The organism is Paracoccaceae bacterium (assembly GCA_012103375.1).
Taxonomy (GTDB): Bacteria; Pseudomonadota; Alphaproteobacteria; order Rhodobacterales; family Rhodobacteraceae; genus WLWX01.
This window is the reverse complement of the sequence record WLWX01000001.1, coordinates 3796982-3814408: the sequence shown is the minus strand read 5'-3', so window position 1 is coordinate 3814408 and position 17427 is coordinate 3796982. Positions and strand designations below refer to the sequence as shown.

The following is a 17427-nucleotide window of genomic DNA, read 5'->3' as shown; positions in this document are numbered from 1 at the left end:
TTTCATTCATCTTTTGCGTCCGTGTTTCTAGAATTCCCGGCTCGTTTTCTGTTTCTTTTCGCGAAAGTGTCACGGGCTGTTCGCCATGGCATGGGCGCGATCATCTTCCAACAAGGCATTCACGGGCACATTGACCGGCACGCGCGGATAACCCGACGCACTCACCAGGTGATTTCTACGGCCAGGCCGCCCTTGTCCCTGTTGCGCAGGTTCAGGACCGCGCCCCGCTGGTTGGCCATATCCTCGACAATGGCCAGTCCAAGGCCGTGACCGTCGGCCTGTTCGCTTAGCCGCACGCCACGTTGTCGGGCGGCAGACAGGTTTGTGTCATGAATGCCCGGCCCATTGTCCAGAACGCGGATGAAACCCGCGGCGCGCGACCCGTCAATTTCAATAATGATCTGATCTTTCGACCACTTGATCGCATTGTCGATCAGATTGCCAAGGACTTCGACAAGGGCGTATTCGTCGAACGGGCACAGCGCGGACTGGCCGATATCGACCTGCCAGGAAATCGCCTCGGCGTTGATGCGGTGCTTTAGGGAGTTGACCAGCCTGTCGACAACCGGCGCGGGATCGCACCATGTCGCGCCCGAGGTTTCGTCGCGGGCCTTTGCAAGCTCACGCTCGACAAAATGGCGCATTGTGTCGATCTGTGTGTCGACCTCGGCCGCGATGTCGTCGCGCTGCATCTTGCCAAGTTCATGCGAAACGCCCTGCAGGATGGTCAGCGGAGTCTTCAGCCCATGCGCTAGATCACCGGCACGCGCACGGGCGCGTTCGAGGTTCTGTTCCTGTGACTCAAGCATATCGTTCATGCCCCCGACAAGCGGCAGCAGTTCCTGCGGGTGGTCGCTTGAAATCCGCTCGCGACGGGAATCGGCGACGGCTGCAACCTCGCGGCGGACCTGTTCCAGGGGGCGTAGGCCCAGCTGGATCTGCGCCCAGTTGGCGATCAGAAGCAGGCCGCCCAGGATGGCCATTGCGGCGATCAGGCCCGAGGTGAAACCAGAAACTGAGGCGTCGATCTGCGACTGGTCAATCGCGACCAAAGCGTTGACGGCGCGGTCTTGCCCTGCGTCATCAAAGGTGACGATCCAACTGGCGGCCAGAACGCGATCACCTTGCGTGGTGTCTCCGGTCTGGAATTCGATGATCCCGGGCGTCGTTGGCTGGTCGATCCGGATCGGTCCCGACCAGGAGGATGGCGACAGCACGGTCGGTTGCCCTTGGGTGTTCAATTGCCAGTAGTACCCGCTGAGCGGTTCTTCAAAGCGCGGATCAGACAGGGGCGCGACAAGGATCTCCCCGGTTGAGCTTAACGAGGTATGGTCGGTCAACTGGGCCAGAAAGACCTCAAGCTCGGCTTCGATCCGGGCCTGAAAATAGCCCTGAAACAGCAGTTTCAGGATAACCGCCGTCGCCACCAGCGCCAATGCCGTGGACAGCGCCGAAAAGAACAGCAGCCGCGCGTTCAGAGATCGGAACAACTGAGGTCCTCGGGTATGGAATAGCCAAAGCCGCGCTTCGTCTCGATCAGGTCGATGCCCAGTTTGCGCCGCAAGCGGCCCACCAGCACCTCGACTGCGTTGCTGTCGGGTTCCTGATCGCGAAAATAGATCACCTCGGCCAGTTTCTCGCGCGAGAGGGTGAGGCCGCGATTATGCATCAGGTAGTTCAGCAACCGGTATTCCAGCGGGGTCAGTTTCACCGGGCGGTCCGAGATCGTGGCGCGCATCTGTCGCAGGTCCAGCTTGAACTCACCGGCAACCAGAACGGTTGATTTCTGGGCCGAGTTGCGCCGCAGCAGGGCGCGCAGGCGCGCCAGCAATTCCTCCATATAAAAGGGTTTGGTCAGATAATCGTCGGCGCCCGCGTCGATCCCATCAACACGTTCATTCCAGCAGCTTTTCGCGCTGAGCAGCAGGACCGGCATGTTCACATTCTCTTCGCGCCATTTGCGCAGAACGCTGATCCCGTCGAGCCTGGGCAGGCTGATGTCCAGTATGGCGGCCGAATAGAACTCGGTCCCGCCCATGACCCAGCCTTCGTGGCCGTCGTGCGCAACTTCGGCAACGAAGCCTTCAGCGACCAGTACATCCGACAGCAGATCGGAGATCTTTTGTTCATCCTCGACGATCAGAATCCGCATCTAGCAACCATTCACGCTGGCGATCCGGCCCGTACCGGCATGTACCGAGATCGTCTGCACCGCACCGCCGGTCGAGACCATTTTCAACCGGTACAGCGGTTTTGCGCCTTTGTCCGGATACTGTTGAAGAAGTCGATGTTTTGGTCGGCGCGTTGTTGAGCGAGAGGCGGCCGCGCGCCGTTTTCTTTCACGTTGGCACTGTTGCTGGCACCAACTTCGCCAGTTTCCGGAGGTTTTGAGCTGTTGCTGCGAGTTGGAACTGTTCGGTTGCGCCTTTGGGTCCTCGAAGCCGCATCATCTGCACGCCGATGTATCGTTTCAGGTGGGCAAAGAGCATTTCAACCTTCCGCCTTTGGATGAACGACGTCATGTAGGCATCTGTTTTTCGGATATCGCGAGCGACGTCTCGGGCGGCTTCGTGAACGGACCGCATAAGGCGTCTGCCGTCGTCCTTCGGACAGCATTGCGACTTCAGAGGGCATGCGTCGCAATCGTGCTTTGAGGCTCGGTATCTGATGAACCCGTCTTTGCTGCCATTGGGCTTTCGCGGTTTTGAGAAGTTCCGCCGATATGTTTGCAAGGCTTTGCCGGTCGGGCAAGTATAGCTGTCGGTCGCCGGGTCGTAGACAAAGTCTTCGCGTGAGAATGTGCCGTCAGTTCGTTTTGACTTATCCCAGACCGGAATGTGGGGTTCGATTTGACGTTCGTCCACAAGCCAGCCCAACATCTCGGCTGATCCGTAACCCGTATCACCCACAAGCTTGTCAGGTTTGATGCCAAACCGCTCATGTACACGATCGATCATCTCCCTTGCTGCCCGCGCCTCTGCAGGCCGGATCGGAGCCGTCGGCTCGACGTCCACGATGACTGCATTATCCAAATCGACCATATAGTTAGTGGAATAGGCAAAGTAGGCGGCTCCCCCGTCAGCCCCAGTCCAACGCGCTGCTGGATCAGCCGGTGAGATGTATTTGGGGACGACCTTGGTCGCAGCACCGAAGGCCACATCATCCAGCGTCTCGAGATATTCGTCGACGGCACGGGACGTCAGATCTGCTGGCAGTCCGTCTTTGCTTTCAACGCCGCGCGTCTGGTTTGCATTCGCGGGGATCAGACTGGCATCAACACCAAAGCTGTGGCCGCCAACCAGCCCCTCATCCATGCAGCGCTGCAAAACGACCTCGAACAAATGTCGGAACAAACCGCTCTCGCGGAAACGGCCATGCCGGTTCTTAGAGAATGTCGAATGGTCGGGCACTGGATCAGCCAAATCAAGCTTACAAAACCAACGATACGCCAGATTGACATGAACCTCTTCGCAAAGCCGTCGCTCGGAACGGATGCCCTGACAATAGCCCAACAACAGCATGCGGATCATCAGTTCAGGATCAATCGAAGGGCGGCCATTGGCACTGTAGTATGAAGCGAGCAAGGGGCGCACACCTGTCAGATCAAGGAAGCGATCAATTCCCCGGACGGGATGATCCTTCGGCACAAAACTCTCGATCGAGAACTCATAGAACAGCGCGCCTTGCGCAACTTGCCTTGGACCCATCATCGCCGAACCCTCCACCCTCAAAACAAGTGAATCAGAGCGTGCGCGGCCAATCAACGGACTTTTTCAACAGTATCTCCGAGAAGCCGACATTGATCAGACGGCCGGGGTGGCGTTTCTTGACCTGGTTGACGACCTCGCGCAGGGGCAAGGCCCTGCCTTGGGAGATTGCGCGCTGGGCATCGCGCATGTCCGACCGGCTGATCGTGGCATGTTCGGGTACGGTGCCAAGCTGGCAGCCATCATCCTCGGCGCCCGAAGGCTGCGAGGGTTGCGAAGTCGTGCTGGCCTGTGACGCTGGCGAAGCCGGTGACGCAGCCGACGACCCGGAGGAACCGGATGAGGCCTGTGCGCGGCTGAGGCCAGTCATGGCCGGGGCGACATATGCGGCCCCTGCCGCCAGTCCCAGGCGCGCCAGCGCCTGACGTCTGGATATGGGTGATGCGGATTTCATCATTGCGCCGCCACATTGGCCAGATCGCAGGCGACGATCAAACGGTTCGCGGCGAAATCGCTGAGCGTGGCGCGGCAGTCCGTCGCGATCTGTTGTTCGGGCACGTCCGGAAACGCCCGGGACAGAAGGGTCGTGACCTCGGCCAGGTCTGTCGGTTCTTCCAGAAGATGCCAGATCGCGCCGGATGTTGGGTTCAGCCGGTGGACGCCCAACCCATCGGCATCGGCCAGATAGGTCGCTTCCCCGACTGTCACGCAGGTCGTTTCGCGGGCCTGCACATAGGGCAGGTGGGCCTGAAATGGGGGGGCGGGCGTGGCCAGGCGTTCCAGATCGGCGTCAGGTGGCGTTGACGCTGCCGCGTCGATGGCAACCGGGGGATCGTGCCTCCAACATGTCAGGCTGCGTTCCAGTAGATCAGCCGCCTGTTCGGCATTTGCATAGCTAAGCTGATACAATTCCGCCGCGTCGGTCACAGCGCTGGCCAGTCTGAGGATCCTTCCGGCGTGGGTGCTGCGGGCAAAGTTCTGGCTGACAACCTCGGTCAATGCGGTGGCTGCGTCGATCGGGTTCAGCGCGGTTGCGTTGTCTGCTTGGCGGTCCAGCAGCACGATCGCGCCGATCGGAAGACGTGTGCTGCGCGGTGCGAGGGGTTCGGTTTCAAGGTATTTGTATTGCGAATTGCTGGGGCCGGGATTCCGCTTCACCCATTGCGTGAATTCTGGCGACATCTCGTCAGGTTGCGGTAGGCGGATGCGGGGTAGAATGCCATTCGCAACACCTTCGATGTGGCCGGAATGCGCGGCATCGACGGGCAGGAAATCGTCGGTGAACACTCTGTGGCCACGATGGGCCAGCACTGCCGCCAACTGACTTTTTCCGGCGCGTCGGCGATTGGGGAAGATCACCAGGCGGCCATGGATTTCGACAGCGGCACAATGGATGCAAAGCCGCACTGGATGGCTTCGGATCTGCTCCCAGCTCAGCTCGGCAATCAGGTCGCAGACGGCGTTAAGCGCATTCCATCGGGTTGGAGTCGGACTGTCGGCGCTTTGGCAGGCATAGGTGCCGGTGCGGTCCCCGGTGATCGTCATGAACGGCGGTTTCGATGCGGCTGGGTCACGGGCGGGTGCATGCGGCCATTGCGCCAGCACCTGCCCGATCAGCGGCAATAGTTCGGACCCACCGTCGAGTTTCAACGGCGCGTTCAATTCCGCAAATTCAAGCAGTTCTGACACTTGGCCAACCCGATCACGATCTTCCGACAGGGATCTGTCGGCATTTCGCGCCACACTATACGTACGACCACCCGCCAGACCAAGGTGTGGCAGGTGGCTGTATCGGTCCCGGTTAATTCTCAGGTCGTGCAGAATCCGGGTGCGTTTGGATCAGTCTCATTAGGGTTGCAATTTTCGGCGCCTGACGGGCCGGATGCAGAACTGGCCCCAGAAGCCGCGCTTGCCGCTGACGCCGCACTTGCCCCCGATGCACCGCTTGCGCCCGAGGCCGCGCTAGCCGCAGAAGCGGGTGAGGCCGCGCTGGCGGGTGACGAGCCGCTGGATGAAGATGCGCCGCTGGATGCGTGTGCGGCACTCAGCTGGGTCAGCGACGGCGCGGCATAGGCGCCCAGCGCCAGCGCGCCGATGGTTCCCAGGGCCTTGCGGCGGTCGAGCTTTTTGTTTGGATTGTCTGTCATATGCTGTCCTCCATTCATGCAGGCGCTGATCAAATTGCACCTGTCGCGCCTTTATCGGACAGTCAGGCAAACAATCCGCTTAACGGCGATGTCAGCTTTTTGTCAGGATCGGATCGGCGGCGCTGAGGCGACCTGTTCGGGCTGATCATGGCGCTTTTTTTGAACCTGCTTTACACGAACACGAAGTCGTCGATTGTCAGCGCGGTGCCGTTGTCCAGTTCGGCGATCCGCTCTGCCGCCCCGGCACCATTGCCGTCCGCGTCAAAGAACAGGTCACCGGTTGCCTGGTCATAGGTGAACCGCGTGTCTGCCGTCGATGCGGCGCTGGCGAATTCGAACAGGGCCGCATCGAAGGCCGGGCCAACGTCAAAGGCTGCCGCGTCCAGCGCGATCTTGTCTACTCCGGCATCGAAATAGCGTATCCGGTCTTCGTTGGCGGCCCCGAATTCGCGGAATACGAAGGTATCGGCGCCCAATCCTGCATATTGCAGATCGTTGCCGATGCCGCCTTCCATCGTATTCGTACCTTCGTTGGCAAAAAGGCGGTCATTGCCCGCGCCTGCGTTCAGGTCATCGTCGCCACTTCCGGCGCGCAGATTGTCATTGCCGTCGCCACCGACGAGTGTGTCGTTTCCGGCATCACCATACATGTTGTCGTCGCCGTCGCCGCCGCTCATCATGTCGTTGCCGTCGCCGCCGTGCATATAGTCTGCGCCGTCGCCACCATCCATTTCGTCGTCGCCGCCGTCGCCATAAAGGCGGTCATCGCCTTCGCCGGCGTCAAGGTCATCGTCACCTTCGCCGCCGCGCAGATCATCGTTGCCGTCGTCACCGATCAGCACATCATTGTCGCCGCCGCCACGCAGGCGGTCATCGCCCAGGCCACCGGTTACAGTGTCTTCTCCGTCGCCGCCGCTGACGTAGTCATTGCCCAATCCGCCGGTCAGATCGTCGCCGCCGTCGCCTGTGATGATGTCGTTGCCTTCGCCACCGCGCAGGATATCGGCCATTGCACCACCGATCAGGGTATCCGCGCCCAGACCGCCGTAGAGGCTGTTCAGGCCCGCGCCGCCGACAAGGCGATCGTTGCCGTCGCCGCCCGACAAGCGGTCATCGCCGTCGCCGCCTTCCATGTCGTCGTCACCGTCCCCGCCATACATCCTGTCGTTTCCGGCCGCGCCTTTCAGCGTATCATCGCCGCCGCCGCCGGACAGACGGTCATCACCGTCACCGCCGTCAAGCTGATCATTGTCGTCGCCACCATAGAGGCTGTCATTGCCAAGGCCGCCTGTCACGACGTCTTCGCCCGCATAGCCGAGCATCCGGTCATCACCTTCGCCGCCGTCCACGGTGTCCGCCCCGGCACCCCCACGGGCATAATCATTGCCCGCGCCGCCGCTGAGCGTGTCATTGTCGTCGCCGCCCTTCATCCAGTCATTGCCAGCGCCGCCTAGGATTGTGTCTTCCCCGGCACCGCCGTAGGCGCTGTCGTCGCCCTCTCCTCCGTTGATGACGTCATTTCCGTTTTCGCCGAACGAACGGTCATTGCCCAGGCCACCGGTGATCTGGTCGTTGCCGTCACCGCCGCGCAAGTGGTCATTGCCCTCGCCGCCGTCCAGGTCGTCGTCGCCGGCGTCGCCATAAAGGCTGTCGTCGCCCGCGGCGCCACGCATGGTGTCATTGCCGTCGCCGCCGAAGGCACGGTCATTTCCGGCACCGCCGTCCATTTCATCGTCGTCACCATAGCCGTAAAGGTGATCGTCGCCGCCATGCCCCAGGATCAGATCGGCATCGTCATAGCCATGCAGGCTGTTGTTGCCCTCATCACCTTCAAGCAGGTTCGGACCAGGATCGCCGGGGTTTTCCACCAACGGCAGATCACCATCATAGAGGGCCGCCAGCGCGTCCAGATCGCCGCCAGCGTCGGACAGGAAGAATGCCTCATATTCGGTCAGGGGGCGGTCCAGCACCGCCAGATTGCCGATAGTTCCGGTGAAGAAATAGCGCAGGTTGTCGTTCGCGCCGACCCGTGTTTCGGTGGAAGCACCCAGAACGATATCTTCCGAGTTGCCAAGCATTCCGGCCGGGAAACCATCCGCATCGGCGACCAGTTCACCGTTTTGATAGAGCTTCAGCACACCGTTTTCGAAGGTGAAGGCGATTTGGGTTTCCACGCCAGCCTCTACCGTCTCACCATAGAGGTATCGCGTCTCGGTCTCGCTCTGGAAACGGACCTTCAGCTGGCCTGCGGGGCTGAGATAGACGGTCAGGTGGCCGCCATCCTTATAGTCGCTGTGATCCTTGGACAGCAGTGCCTGCCAGGTCGCGCCGTTAGGGTCATCGGCTGTGAAGGAAAACGCCCATGTCCCTTCGGCTTGCGCCATCGGGGTGGTATGGTCGATCTTCTTGGTGTCCGCTCCGCTGCCGTCAAATGTGCCGCCAACGTCCGTCATCACGATGGCGGGGGGATCAACCCCTTCGGGAATGGCGGATGCCAATTCCACATCGCCGTTCTGAAACCACGAGTTGGAAGAATAGCTCGCCGGATCCGCGCCGATCGGGTCGCCATCCACATCGCGGCTGTCATAGCCGAACAGCGCCTCTCCGTTAGGGCCGATCGAGGTCTTGGTCTCTCCGGTCGGGGCCAACGCTTCGTTCAAATCGTCGATGGTTTCGACAATGCCGTACATCACTGCGGCATTGGTTTGGACCATGCCTTCTTCCACCAGATCGCCATAGACAACGATATAGCCCAGGCTGTCTTCGTCATGCGCTCCGCCGCCGCCGCCTTGCTGCGAATAGGCGTGGATGATCGACACGATGTCGTCATTCAGACCGTCGCCGTTGGTGTCGATGGCCTTATAGCTAACCTCGATCTGGGTGGTGTGGCCAATGACCGAGATCGAATCTTCGGACGCATCGAAATCTGCAATGATATCAATGCCTAATGTATCGACCCAGTGATCGTGGATGCGATTATTCTCGCCCGCGACACCGGCCCAGTTGATGGTGCGGCCGTCATCCTGGATATGCTCCATGATGATGTCCATTTTGGCGTTGATGACGGTTTCAAAGTAGAAGTGGTCGGCGCCTTCGCCGCCGATCATCAGGTCATCGCCGACAATCGGCTGATCCACCCAGTCAATCAGCTTGAGGTATTCGTTGCTGATCGAGGGATCAGGGAACGGGCGCGAGGGTTCGCCAAGCACTAGCTGTCCGGCGCGCTGTTCGCCCGAATCCGCGCGGCTGATCAGCAGGTCGTCGCCCGCGCCACCCTCCAACTTGTCCGAGCCGCGCCCGCCATCCAGCGTGTCGTTGCCCGCGCCGCCTGCGAAGACATCGTCACCCGCCAGCATCGGGGCGGGACCGGACAGGTTGGTCAGCGCCGCGCCCGGGCCGTTGGCCATCAGCTCGGCGATTTCGGCGGCGTTCAGCGCGTCTTCGGCGTTCATACCGCCCCAGATCCCAACATCCTGGATCGCGCCTTCGAAGGCGCTGGCCAGGTCTTCGTGGTCGATGCCGAATTCCTGCGCCGTGTCGTTCCGTTCTGTCCGATGCGTATCCGCCCCCAGAACCCAGGGTTCTTCGTTGTTCAGCATGAAATAGCCGGTGAATTCATTGGGCGAGGGAACATCGCCTTCAACCGCCGTCCAGCCATCCGCGCCGATTGCCACGCCGTTCACATAGACTGTGACGCCTTCGGCGGTATAGGACACTGCGACTTGCGCCCATTCACCTTCGGTGAAGACCACATCGTTGCTGATCCACGCCTTGTTGGAATCGCCGTCGCCGGGTGCTGTCCGCAGATACAGGCGCCCGTCTTCGGCGTGGCCCAGCCGGAAGTGGCCCCCGTCAACGGTTCCGCTGTTATCCTTTGAAAGGAAGATGTCTTTGCCGCCCACCAGATTATCGGGGCGCACCCACAGGGCGATGGTGCCCTGGCTAACCTCGAACGTCTGATCGTGATTGATGAAGGCAAAGTCATCTTCGCCATCGAAATATAGCGCGGTGCCTTCGGTGCCGTCGCGCCCGGCGGTTGCGCCATCAGTGCGCAGCAGAGCCTGGTTTTCGTAAAGCGTATACGCGCGCAGTTCCTGGCCGCCGCGGGCATCATCAAAAACGCCGTCCGCGCCGCCTGCCAGCGTCCAATAGGCCAGTGCGCCTTGCAAACCTTCAGGCGCGGGGGCGGCATCCGGGGCAATCATATCATCGTTGGCGGTGGCCGCCTTGGCCGCGCCGGGGGCGGTGTTGTCTTCGCCCGCCACGGCAATAGTGCCAAGCTGATCGAAGGGTCCGCGCGTCAGCTCTGCCTCGTCGCCATGAACCGGGGTGACCAGCATGTCTTCGGTGAAAAACGGATTGTCGAAATACGCAGCCGGGTTTGCGGTGACCGGGCCGAGGTTGCCCTGATCGTCGCGGGTGTCATAGCCATAGACGGTCTGGCCCTCGATCTCGGTCATCTTCAGTTCGCCCTTGGGGAACAGCGCCTCGGGCAGGCCGGTGATGTCGTCTACAATGCCATAGGTGACACCAGCGTCGGTCTGAACGTCGCCAAGTTCGACTCGGTCGCCGTGCACGATCAACTGGCCGATCAGATCCTGGGTGTGCGCGCCACCGCCGCCGCCCTGATTGGAAATGACGGTGATGATGCTTTCTTCCGCCTCATCGCCCCAGACATCGGCATAGGTGATATGAATCGTTGCCGTGTGGCCGATAATGGCAATTGTATCCTCTTCGGCGTTATAGTCGGCGACCACGTCGATCCCGAAACTGTCGACCCAGTGGTCGTGAACCTCGTCGTTCTCTCCGGCAATGCCGCCACCCGACCAGTCGATGGACCCGTCATCCTTGATATGTTGCGCGATAATGTCGGCCTTGGCGTTGATCTGTGGTGCGATCAGGAAGGTGTCGCGCCCTTCGCCACCGATCAACAGGTCGTCGCCGATCAGCGGCTGACCCAGATAGGCGGTCAGCTTCTGGCGGTCTGGATCAACCTCTCCGTCCGGGTCGGGGCGCGTCGGGGCGCCAATCGCCAGTTGTCCGATGCGCTGTTCGCCCGCGTCCGAGCGCGAGATCAGCAGGTCATCGCCCGCACCGCCGTCCAATAGGTCCGATCCGCGTCCACCTTCCAGAACATCGTTGCCGTCGCCGCCCAGCAACTGATCGTTGTCATAGCCGCCGCGCAATTCGTCATCACCTCCGCCACCGATAAGCGTATCATCAGCCCCCTTGCCATCAATGACGTCGCGCCCTTCGGTGCCATTGCCGTCGACCGGGGTTTCCAGCGTCTCTTCGCCCAGGAAATAGGACGGGTGGTATTCGGCGACCGGGACCAGGGGGACATCCGCAGGCGGATCGGTGAAATCCTCAACCGATTGATAAAACGCGCTTTGATCCACCGGCAGACCGTCAATCGCCAGGCCAAGCGCCATCGCGCTGTAGGCGTCATAATAGGCCAGCTCAACAGCGTAGAGGCCACCATCGAATTCGGCGACGCGGGTGACGGATTCGCCGTGGGTGACACCATCTGCCGCGGCAAATTCGACCCCGCCCAGCGACAGGGCGAACCCATCGTCGGCATAGACGGTGATCGCGTGGGTGCCGGGCGGAATATAGATGAACCCGCTGAGTGTGATGCCCGCGGGGCCCATTTCAATCCCCGTGCCGTCGCCCGACAGGCTGTTTGCATCGTCGCGCAGAAATTCGGCCACGCTGGTTTCCGAGTGGCGCGCCATGTAGAATACTTCGGTCGAGGTGAAGGTCAGATCGGGATCCTGTGCGCCGATGATTGCGGCCAGATCAGCCAGTGACCGAATGGGGTCGCCCGGCGCATAGACCGCCCCGGCAAGTCCTGTGCCGGAACCCGGTATGCCACTGAACCCACCCAACGCGACGGCGGTGGTCATTCCGGCGGGCGTATCAACGACGCCAGGCTCGAAGGTTGGGATATAGGTGGTCATGGCATGTCCCTTTCGTGCGCACGCCGGTTCATCGGCGCACGTTCTGCGTGTGTGTCGCGCATGTTCGTAAAATCCTGACCGGCCCGCGCAATTCTCCCACCGGATCAGATTGCCTTACGTTAAGGCTGTTTCCCGCCCTCAGGGTATGGTCGTTTGTGTCAAAATAAAGACCATTTTGACGGAGTGTTCGCTATTTCGCCCATGGAATATCGGGTCAGGCAAATACTTGCTTGGTGGATTCGTAACTGACAGAAAATCAACAAGAAAAAATAGAACGGATTCTGTGATATACATTAATGAGGGAAAAGTTTTCACGAAAATACACTCATATTTCACGCGGTCAAATTAGTAAATGGTTCCGTCAGACCGGCAATTAATGCAGAAACTGCGGATTGTTCCGGAAATGCGAATTAAAATACAACCTTAGGTTGATTCGCAATAACTGCTGCCGCACAGCGCAGAGCGTACCAACGGCCGACCCGCAGGCGCAGCGGATTACGGAAATTCCCCTCAACCTTCGCGGAAGGCGCGGCTGAAATAATTGGTCAGTGGCTGCGTTAGATAAGACAGCGGCGTGCGTTCCTGGGTGCGCAGATAGGCTTCGACCGGCATGCCCGGCACGATCTTCAGCGCGGGCTGGGCGGCCAGCGCTTCCGGATCGGGCAGCAGGATCGCCTCGTAAGCCTGGGCATTGGTCACTTTGTCGGTGACGGTATCGGCTGATTGTGTTGAAAAACTCCGAAATCAGAGCGTCGCGGATTTCTTGCGAAAACCTATGAAGCGAAATAGTCGGAAAGCTTTGACCACGAGACAGCGCATGGCTGCGCGTGAGCGCATGTAGGCGATTTGGGCCGACCCCCGCGCCAAAAATTTAGGATCGGGCTGCATGGAAAGAAAAATCATCGTTCAGGCCCTAAAACGGAGTTTTTCAACACAATCGGCTGAAACACGCAGGACGATGCCCGCGATTTCCGGGATGGTACGCTGATCGAAATCGGTGAATCGCAGGCCGACGGGCTGACCCGCGAAGACCTGGTCCACATGAATCGGATCAATCAGCGCGCGGATCTGCAATGGCTGATCGCCGGGGACGACATACATCATCGGTTCCGCAGGCTGCACCACGGACTTCAACGCCGAGACACGGGTGTCAAAGATGACGCCATCCACCGGCGTGCGCACATCCATCCGCGCCAGCCGCTCTTTCAGCGACAACGCGCGCTGTTCCAGTTCGATCTGGTTATAGGATTGTGTTGAAAAACTCCGTTTTAGGGCCTGAACGATGATTTTTCTTTCCATGCAGCCCGATCCTAAATTTTTGGCGCGGGGGTCGGCCCAAATCGCCTACATGCGCTCACGCGCAGCCATGCGCTGTCTCGTGGTCAAAGCTTTCCGACTATTTCGCTTCATAGGTTTTCGCAAGAAATCCGCGACGCTCTGATTTCGGAGTTTTTCAACACAATCTATAGCGCAGGTCGCGCAGGCGGCTGATCGCTTCTTCGCGCCGGGTGTCCGACAGCTTCAGAATGCCGATCGACAGCCCCGCAATCTTGCCGCGTGCTTCCGCGACCGAGGCGTCGAGGCGCCCAATCTCGCCTGCAAGCCGGGCCTGATCGCGTTGCAGCTCCAGCACCCGTCCGACCGGGATCAGCTTCTTTTCGAACAGGGCGGTCTTATCGGCCAGTTCAGCTTCGACCACCCCAAGCTGCGTGTTCAGCGCGGCGATCTGTGCCTGCGCCCCGACGATCTGGTTTTCGATCTGCAAGCGCTGTTCGCCCAATTGCTCGACCTCGGCGGCGAGTGAGGTTCGACGCGCCTGAAACAGGTTCTGCTGGCCGTCGATCTGCGCCCTTGTCCAATCCGCATCCAGCGACAGGGCCGGGGGCAGGGTGGTCAGATCCAGGCCTTCTGCACCATCGCGTTCGGCAATGTGGCGCGCCTCACGCGCGGCAATCTCGAACATCTGGCGTTCCACGATGGCGAGTTCGGATTTCAGGAAGGTATCATCCAGCCGGACAAGGACGTCACCTGCCGCCACGGTGTCGCCGTTGCGCACATGGATTTCACCGACCACGCCACCATCGGGGTGCTGGATCACCTGCTGGTCAATCTCGACCTTCACTGTGCCCTGTGCGACAATGGCGCCGGCGATTTTGGTGCCCATGCTCCAGGCGCCCAACCCGCCGACCAGCAGGAAGATCGTGGCGAAGCCGATGGTCAGGGGCAGGCGCGCGCGCCAGGGTTGCGGGGTCATGAGGCTGCCTTTTTATTTGCTGCGGGATCGACGACACGTTGCACGTCACCGGCGTTTTTCATGATGGCGCGGATCACCTCATCCCGTTCACCGGCGGCAACGACCTTGCCGTTATCCAGTACGACCAGATTGTCACAGGCCGAGATTGCGGTCGGCCGGTGGGTCATGATGATGACCGCCTTGCCATCTGCCTTCATCTGGGTGATCGCGGCGTTCAACGCCTCGGACCCTTCTGCATCCAGTGCCGAGTTCGGCTCGTCCAGAATCAACGCAACCGGATCGCCATAGAGGGCGCGGGCCAGCGCCACCCGCTGAAGCTGCCCGCCAGACAGCGCCGCATTGGCCGGTCCGATGGGCGTGTCATAACCGTTCGGCAGCTTCAGGATGATGTCGTGCACGCGCGCTTTCTTTGCCGCTGCGATCACCTGCGCCGGATCCGGGTCCAGCGCCATATGGGCGATGTTCTCGGACACCGTCCCGTCGAAAAGCTGCACGGATTGGGGCAGGTAGCCGACGAATTTGCCCAGCCGCGTGGCGCTGTATTGATCGAGTGTCGCGCCGCCGATCCGCACCTCGCCCGCGTTCGGGCGTATCAGCCCGACCAGCACGCGCGCCAGCGTTGACTTGCCCGAACCACTTTTGCCGATCACACCCAGCGCCTGACCGGGTGCCACGCTTAGCGAGACACCGTTCAGCACCGGATCCGCGCCGGGATGGGGGATCATGGTGATCTGGGTGGCTGCGATATTGGCAGCGGGCGGCGGCAGTTCGGTCGCCGGATCTTCGCCAAGCGGGGTGGACAGCGTCTCGGACAGGCTGCGCCAGCCTGCAGTTGCGCGCTGGAACACCGGCCATTGCGCCAGCCCTTGTTCAATCGGGGCAAGGGCGCGGCCCAGCAGGATCGACGCGGCAATCATCGCGCCGCCGGTGATCTGGTTCTGCAGCACAAGCCATGCGCCAACCGCCAGCATGGCCGATTGCAGGAAGAAGCGGAACGCGCGGCTGAACGAGGCGAAGGATCCGGTCCAGTCTGCCGAATGAATGTTTTGCGCCAGGGCACCGTTGCGTATCGTCGCCCAACGGTCCGCCATCGCGCGGCCCATGCCTTGGGCCCAGACGACCTCTCCACCGTCTTCGACCTGCTTGGCAAAGCGCGCGGCCTGGGCGTTCATGCGCGCCGCCTCCAGCGTTTTCTTGCGCGTCATCACCTGGTTGATCAGGGTCGAGGTGATCAGGATGGCCCCCCCCACCAGCGCAAGACCGCCCAGCATGGGATGAAAGATATAGATCGCGGCCAGGAACACCGGCGTCCACGGCATATCGAACAGCGCCAGCAACATGGGCGAGGTGAACAGCGCGTTGATCGAATCCACATCCGAAATGGCGTTGTTGCCTTTCGGCTGACCCCGGACAAGCGCACTGCGCGCCAGAACCGCCTGGAATGCCTGATCGTCCAGCTGTGATTGGATCCGTGCGCCGACGCGGGCCATGACGCGCCCACGCGCGAAATCTAGCAGCCCGTAAAACAGGAACAGCACCGCCACCAGCCCGAACAGGGCGACCAGCGTTTCCTCGGCCCGGCTGCCCAGAACGCGGTCATAGACCTGAAGCATGAACAGCGGCCCGGTCAGCATCAGCAGGTTCACGAAAACGCTGAATATCAGCACTGCGGTGATCTGGCCGCGGCAATTGGCTCGGGCTTCGGCCAGCAGGTTGGTGGGTTGCGCGGGGCGGGCGTTGGTCGGTTTCAAAAGCACGTGTTCCTGTAATGTTTTCAGTCTGATCTGAACTCGGGTACCCTTAAACAACAGTCGCGCCGACCTGGCAGAGCGGGCTTACATGATGCCCTGTCGATAGATGCGCCCGCAGTCGTTCACCAGAGGTTCAATCAACTTGCGGTCGCAACGGCAACGGCTTGCCGACGTTAAGCGTGTGATATGGTTAAAAAATGGCGTAGAGGCACTTCATTCTTCCCCTTTTGCGTCAGATTTCGTGGCGATTTGGCAACCAATATTAACAAACGATGAATTGAGGCCCGAAAGCCTCGGATTTTGCAATTGGATTGCAATAACCTGATGGCCGACCGTCGGCAATATTGCTGGCAATTGGAGACTGCGACATGAAAAAAGCCTATATCAAACCGACCGCGGTGCGCGTTGCCAACCTTTCCGGGATTGCCCAGGGCTGCATCAGCTATAATAAGTTCTGCCTTAGACAAGGCAATTGAGCCGCGTTTGATCTGATTTGACCTGCCCGGGAACTATGCGGGTGGCCAAGTCACAGTGATAGATGTGCGCATATGTCGTGCACGTCAAAGAATGGGCCGCACTTATGCGGCCTTTTTGCTGTGTGTATCATCCTTAGATTGCGCAATTCCGCGCAGAAGAAAGCCCGCGTCAGTTTCCTGCGCGGGCTAAATCGTGATTGCCGGACTGGATTTGGGTTCAGCGTCCCCAGGTGCGCACTGCGCCACAATCGACATGGGTGAAGTTGCTGCCCGAATACCGGCCAACACCGCCGGAGTTACAGGCCGCCGCTGCACGCGCCACTTGCGAGACCGAGCGTGACTTCATCCGAAGATCGGCTGCCTGGCCTTTCATGTGCAGAGAATTCTTTGCAACGTTGCGCGACCGCGAACGAAGCATCGCGTTGGTTTTTGGCGAACGGTAGCCCGAAAGCAGCAGATACGGCTCACGCACACGCAGCAGGCGATGCGATGCTGACATGATGTCGATCGAACGCGTGTCGATATTGCGGATGTCGTTGGTGCGCCAGTCGCGCATGAAGAAGTTAATTTCGCGCAACGCCTCTTTGACGTATTTGCCGTCGACCCAGTAGATCGAATTCAGGCTTTCACCGGTGCGGCCATTGTACATGCGGACGCGGCGGACATCGCCTGCGCCGCGAAGGATGCCAAATGCGTTGGAGTATGTGGGGGCTGCGACAACCGCTGTCGCTGCGAAGATGCTTAGAAGTTTGCGCCTGCTCAGGCATTCGTTCGTTGTCATGATCAGCGTGTCCCGTCGCTTACCTGTTGCCGCATTATTCGCAGCGTTGCTACCACCTCATCCCCAGGTGCTCTCGGCTTATGACACAAGCGTAACGATTGACCAAGGGGGCTGGGGCCATATCACCGATTGGGGCGAAAGATAGGCGAAAAATTGCTGATCTGGCAAGTGATTTGAAATATTCGCAATTGTGCCTGCGGTTCAGGCGCAACGACATACCCGGGTTGGGCTTGTATTTCGCCGGGGCCGGGGGCAGTGAGGCCTGATGATGATGCTGCTGGCGTAACCGTGATCCGTCTCTATTGGACGGCTGTGTAAACTGGCTGTAATAGGACAGAGGAATCGCCCTGT

The 17427-nt window shown here is 60.2% G+C and carries 12 protein-coding genes and 6 pseudogenes; 2 read left to right on the top strand and 16 right to left on the bottom strand.

Annotated features, from left to right (window positions below; translation table 11 throughout):
- Positions 1 to 161: 161 nt before the first annotated feature.
- The 3 genes from GKR99_19450 to GKR99_19440 form a co-directional block, all read right to left on the bottom strand.
- Entirely contained in the window at positions 162 to 1490 is a 1329-nt protein-coding gene (locus GKR99_19450; protein ID NKB29610.1) for a hypothetical protein, read from the bottom strand.
- Complete coding sequence (locus GKR99_19445) at positions 1475 to 2152, bottom strand: response regulator (GenBank protein ID NKB29609.1); 678 nt, start codon at positions 2150 to 2152, stop codon at positions 1475 to 1477. The genes GKR99_19450 and GKR99_19445 overlap by 16 nt, the downstream gene beginning before the upstream one ends.
- 187 nt (positions 2153 to 2339) lie before the next feature.
- Entirely contained in the window at positions 2340 to 3710 is a 1371-nt protein-coding gene (locus GKR99_19440; GenBank protein ID NKB29608.1) for a transposase, read from the bottom strand.
- Between the two features lie 116 nt (positions 3711 to 3826).
- Between GKR99_19440 and GKR99_19435 the strand changes: the two genes are divergently transcribed.
- Positions 3827 to 4132 carry a hypothetical protein gene (locus GKR99_19435; GenBank protein NKB29607.1) on the top strand — a complete coding sequence of 102 codons (306 nt, stop codon included), beginning with the start codon at positions 3827 to 3829 and terminating at the stop codon, positions 4130 to 4132.
- 28 nt (positions 4133 to 4160) lie between these two features.
- On the opposite strand, the gene GKR99_19430 is transcribed toward GKR99_19435, so the two are convergent.
- Positions 4161 to 5396 (bottom strand): PqqD family peptide modification chaperone, encoded by a 1236-nt coding sequence (locus tag GKR99_19430; protein NKB29606.1) that lies wholly within the window; start codon positions 5394 to 5396, stop codon positions 4161 to 4163.
- A 93-nt stretch (positions 5397 to 5489) separates the two neighbouring features.
- On the opposite strand from GKR99_19430, the gene GKR99_19425 reads away from it, so the two are divergent.
- Entirely contained in the window at positions 5490 to 5780 is a 291-nt protein-coding gene (locus tag GKR99_19425; GenBank protein ID NKB29605.1) for a hypothetical protein, read from the top strand.
- Positions 5781 to 6024: 244 nt separating this feature from the next.
- Here GKR99_19425 and GKR99_19420 read toward each other — a convergent pair whose 3' ends face one another.
- From GKR99_19420 to GKR99_19365, 12 genes and pseudogenes are all read right to left on the bottom strand, one after another.
- Positions 6025 to 6864, bottom strand: coding sequence for a calcium-binding protein (locus GKR99_19420; protein ID NKB29604.1), 840 nt, complete (start codon positions 6862 to 6864; stop codon positions 6025 to 6027).
- Between the two features lie 366 nt (positions 6865 to 7230).
- Positions 7231 to 7284, bottom strand: a pseudogene (locus GKR99_19415) (hypothetical protein).
- A 57-nt stretch (positions 7285 to 7341) separates the two neighbouring features.
- Positions 7342 to 7473 (bottom strand): annotated as a pseudogene (locus GKR99_19410) (hypothetical protein).
- Positions 7474 to 7524: 51 nt separating this feature from the next.
- A pseudogene (locus GKR99_19405) lies at positions 7525 to 7581 on the bottom strand (hypothetical protein).
- A gap of 216 nt (positions 7582 to 7797) precedes the next feature.
- A pseudogene (locus GKR99_19400) lies at positions 7798 to 8961 on the bottom strand (hypothetical protein).
- Positions 8962 to 9105: 144 nt separating this feature from the next.
- Positions 9106 to 9453: pseudogene (locus GKR99_19395) on the bottom strand (hypothetical protein).
- A gap of 1476 nt (positions 9454 to 10929) precedes the next feature.
- A pseudogene (locus tag GKR99_19390) lies at positions 10930 to 11814 on the bottom strand (hypothetical protein).
- Between the two features lie 510 nt (positions 11815 to 12324).
- The gene (locus GKR99_19385; GenBank protein ID NKB29603.1) at positions 12325 to 12513 is read right to left on the bottom strand and encodes a hypothetical protein; all 189 of its coding nucleotides are present in this window, start codon (positions 12511 to 12513) and stop codon (positions 12325 to 12327) included.
- Between the two features lie 207 nt (positions 12514 to 12720).
- Positions 12721 to 13113 (bottom strand): HlyD family efflux transporter periplasmic adaptor subunit, encoded by a 393-nt coding sequence (locus GKR99_19380; GenBank protein NKB29602.1) that lies wholly within the window; start codon positions 13111 to 13113, stop codon positions 12721 to 12723.
- Positions 13114 to 13267: 154 nt separating this feature from the next.
- A complete protein-coding gene (locus GKR99_19375; GenBank protein NKB29601.1) occupies positions 13268 to 14068 on the bottom strand; it encodes a biotin/lipoyl-binding protein in 801 nt (266 codons plus the stop codon).
- The gene (locus tag GKR99_19370) at positions 14065 to 15777 is read right to left on the bottom strand and encodes a type I secretion system permease/ATPase (GenBank protein ID NKB29600.1); all 1713 of its coding nucleotides are present in this window, start codon (positions 15775 to 15777) and stop codon (positions 14065 to 14067) included. The genes GKR99_19375 and GKR99_19370 overlap by 4 nt, the downstream gene beginning before the upstream one ends.
- A gap of 735 nt (positions 15778 to 16512) precedes the next feature.
- Complete coding sequence (locus GKR99_19365; GenBank protein NKB29599.1) at positions 16513 to 17076, bottom strand: DUF882 domain-containing protein; 564 nt, start codon at positions 17074 to 17076, stop codon at positions 16513 to 16515.
- Between the last annotated feature and the right edge of the window lie 351 nt (positions 17077 to 17427).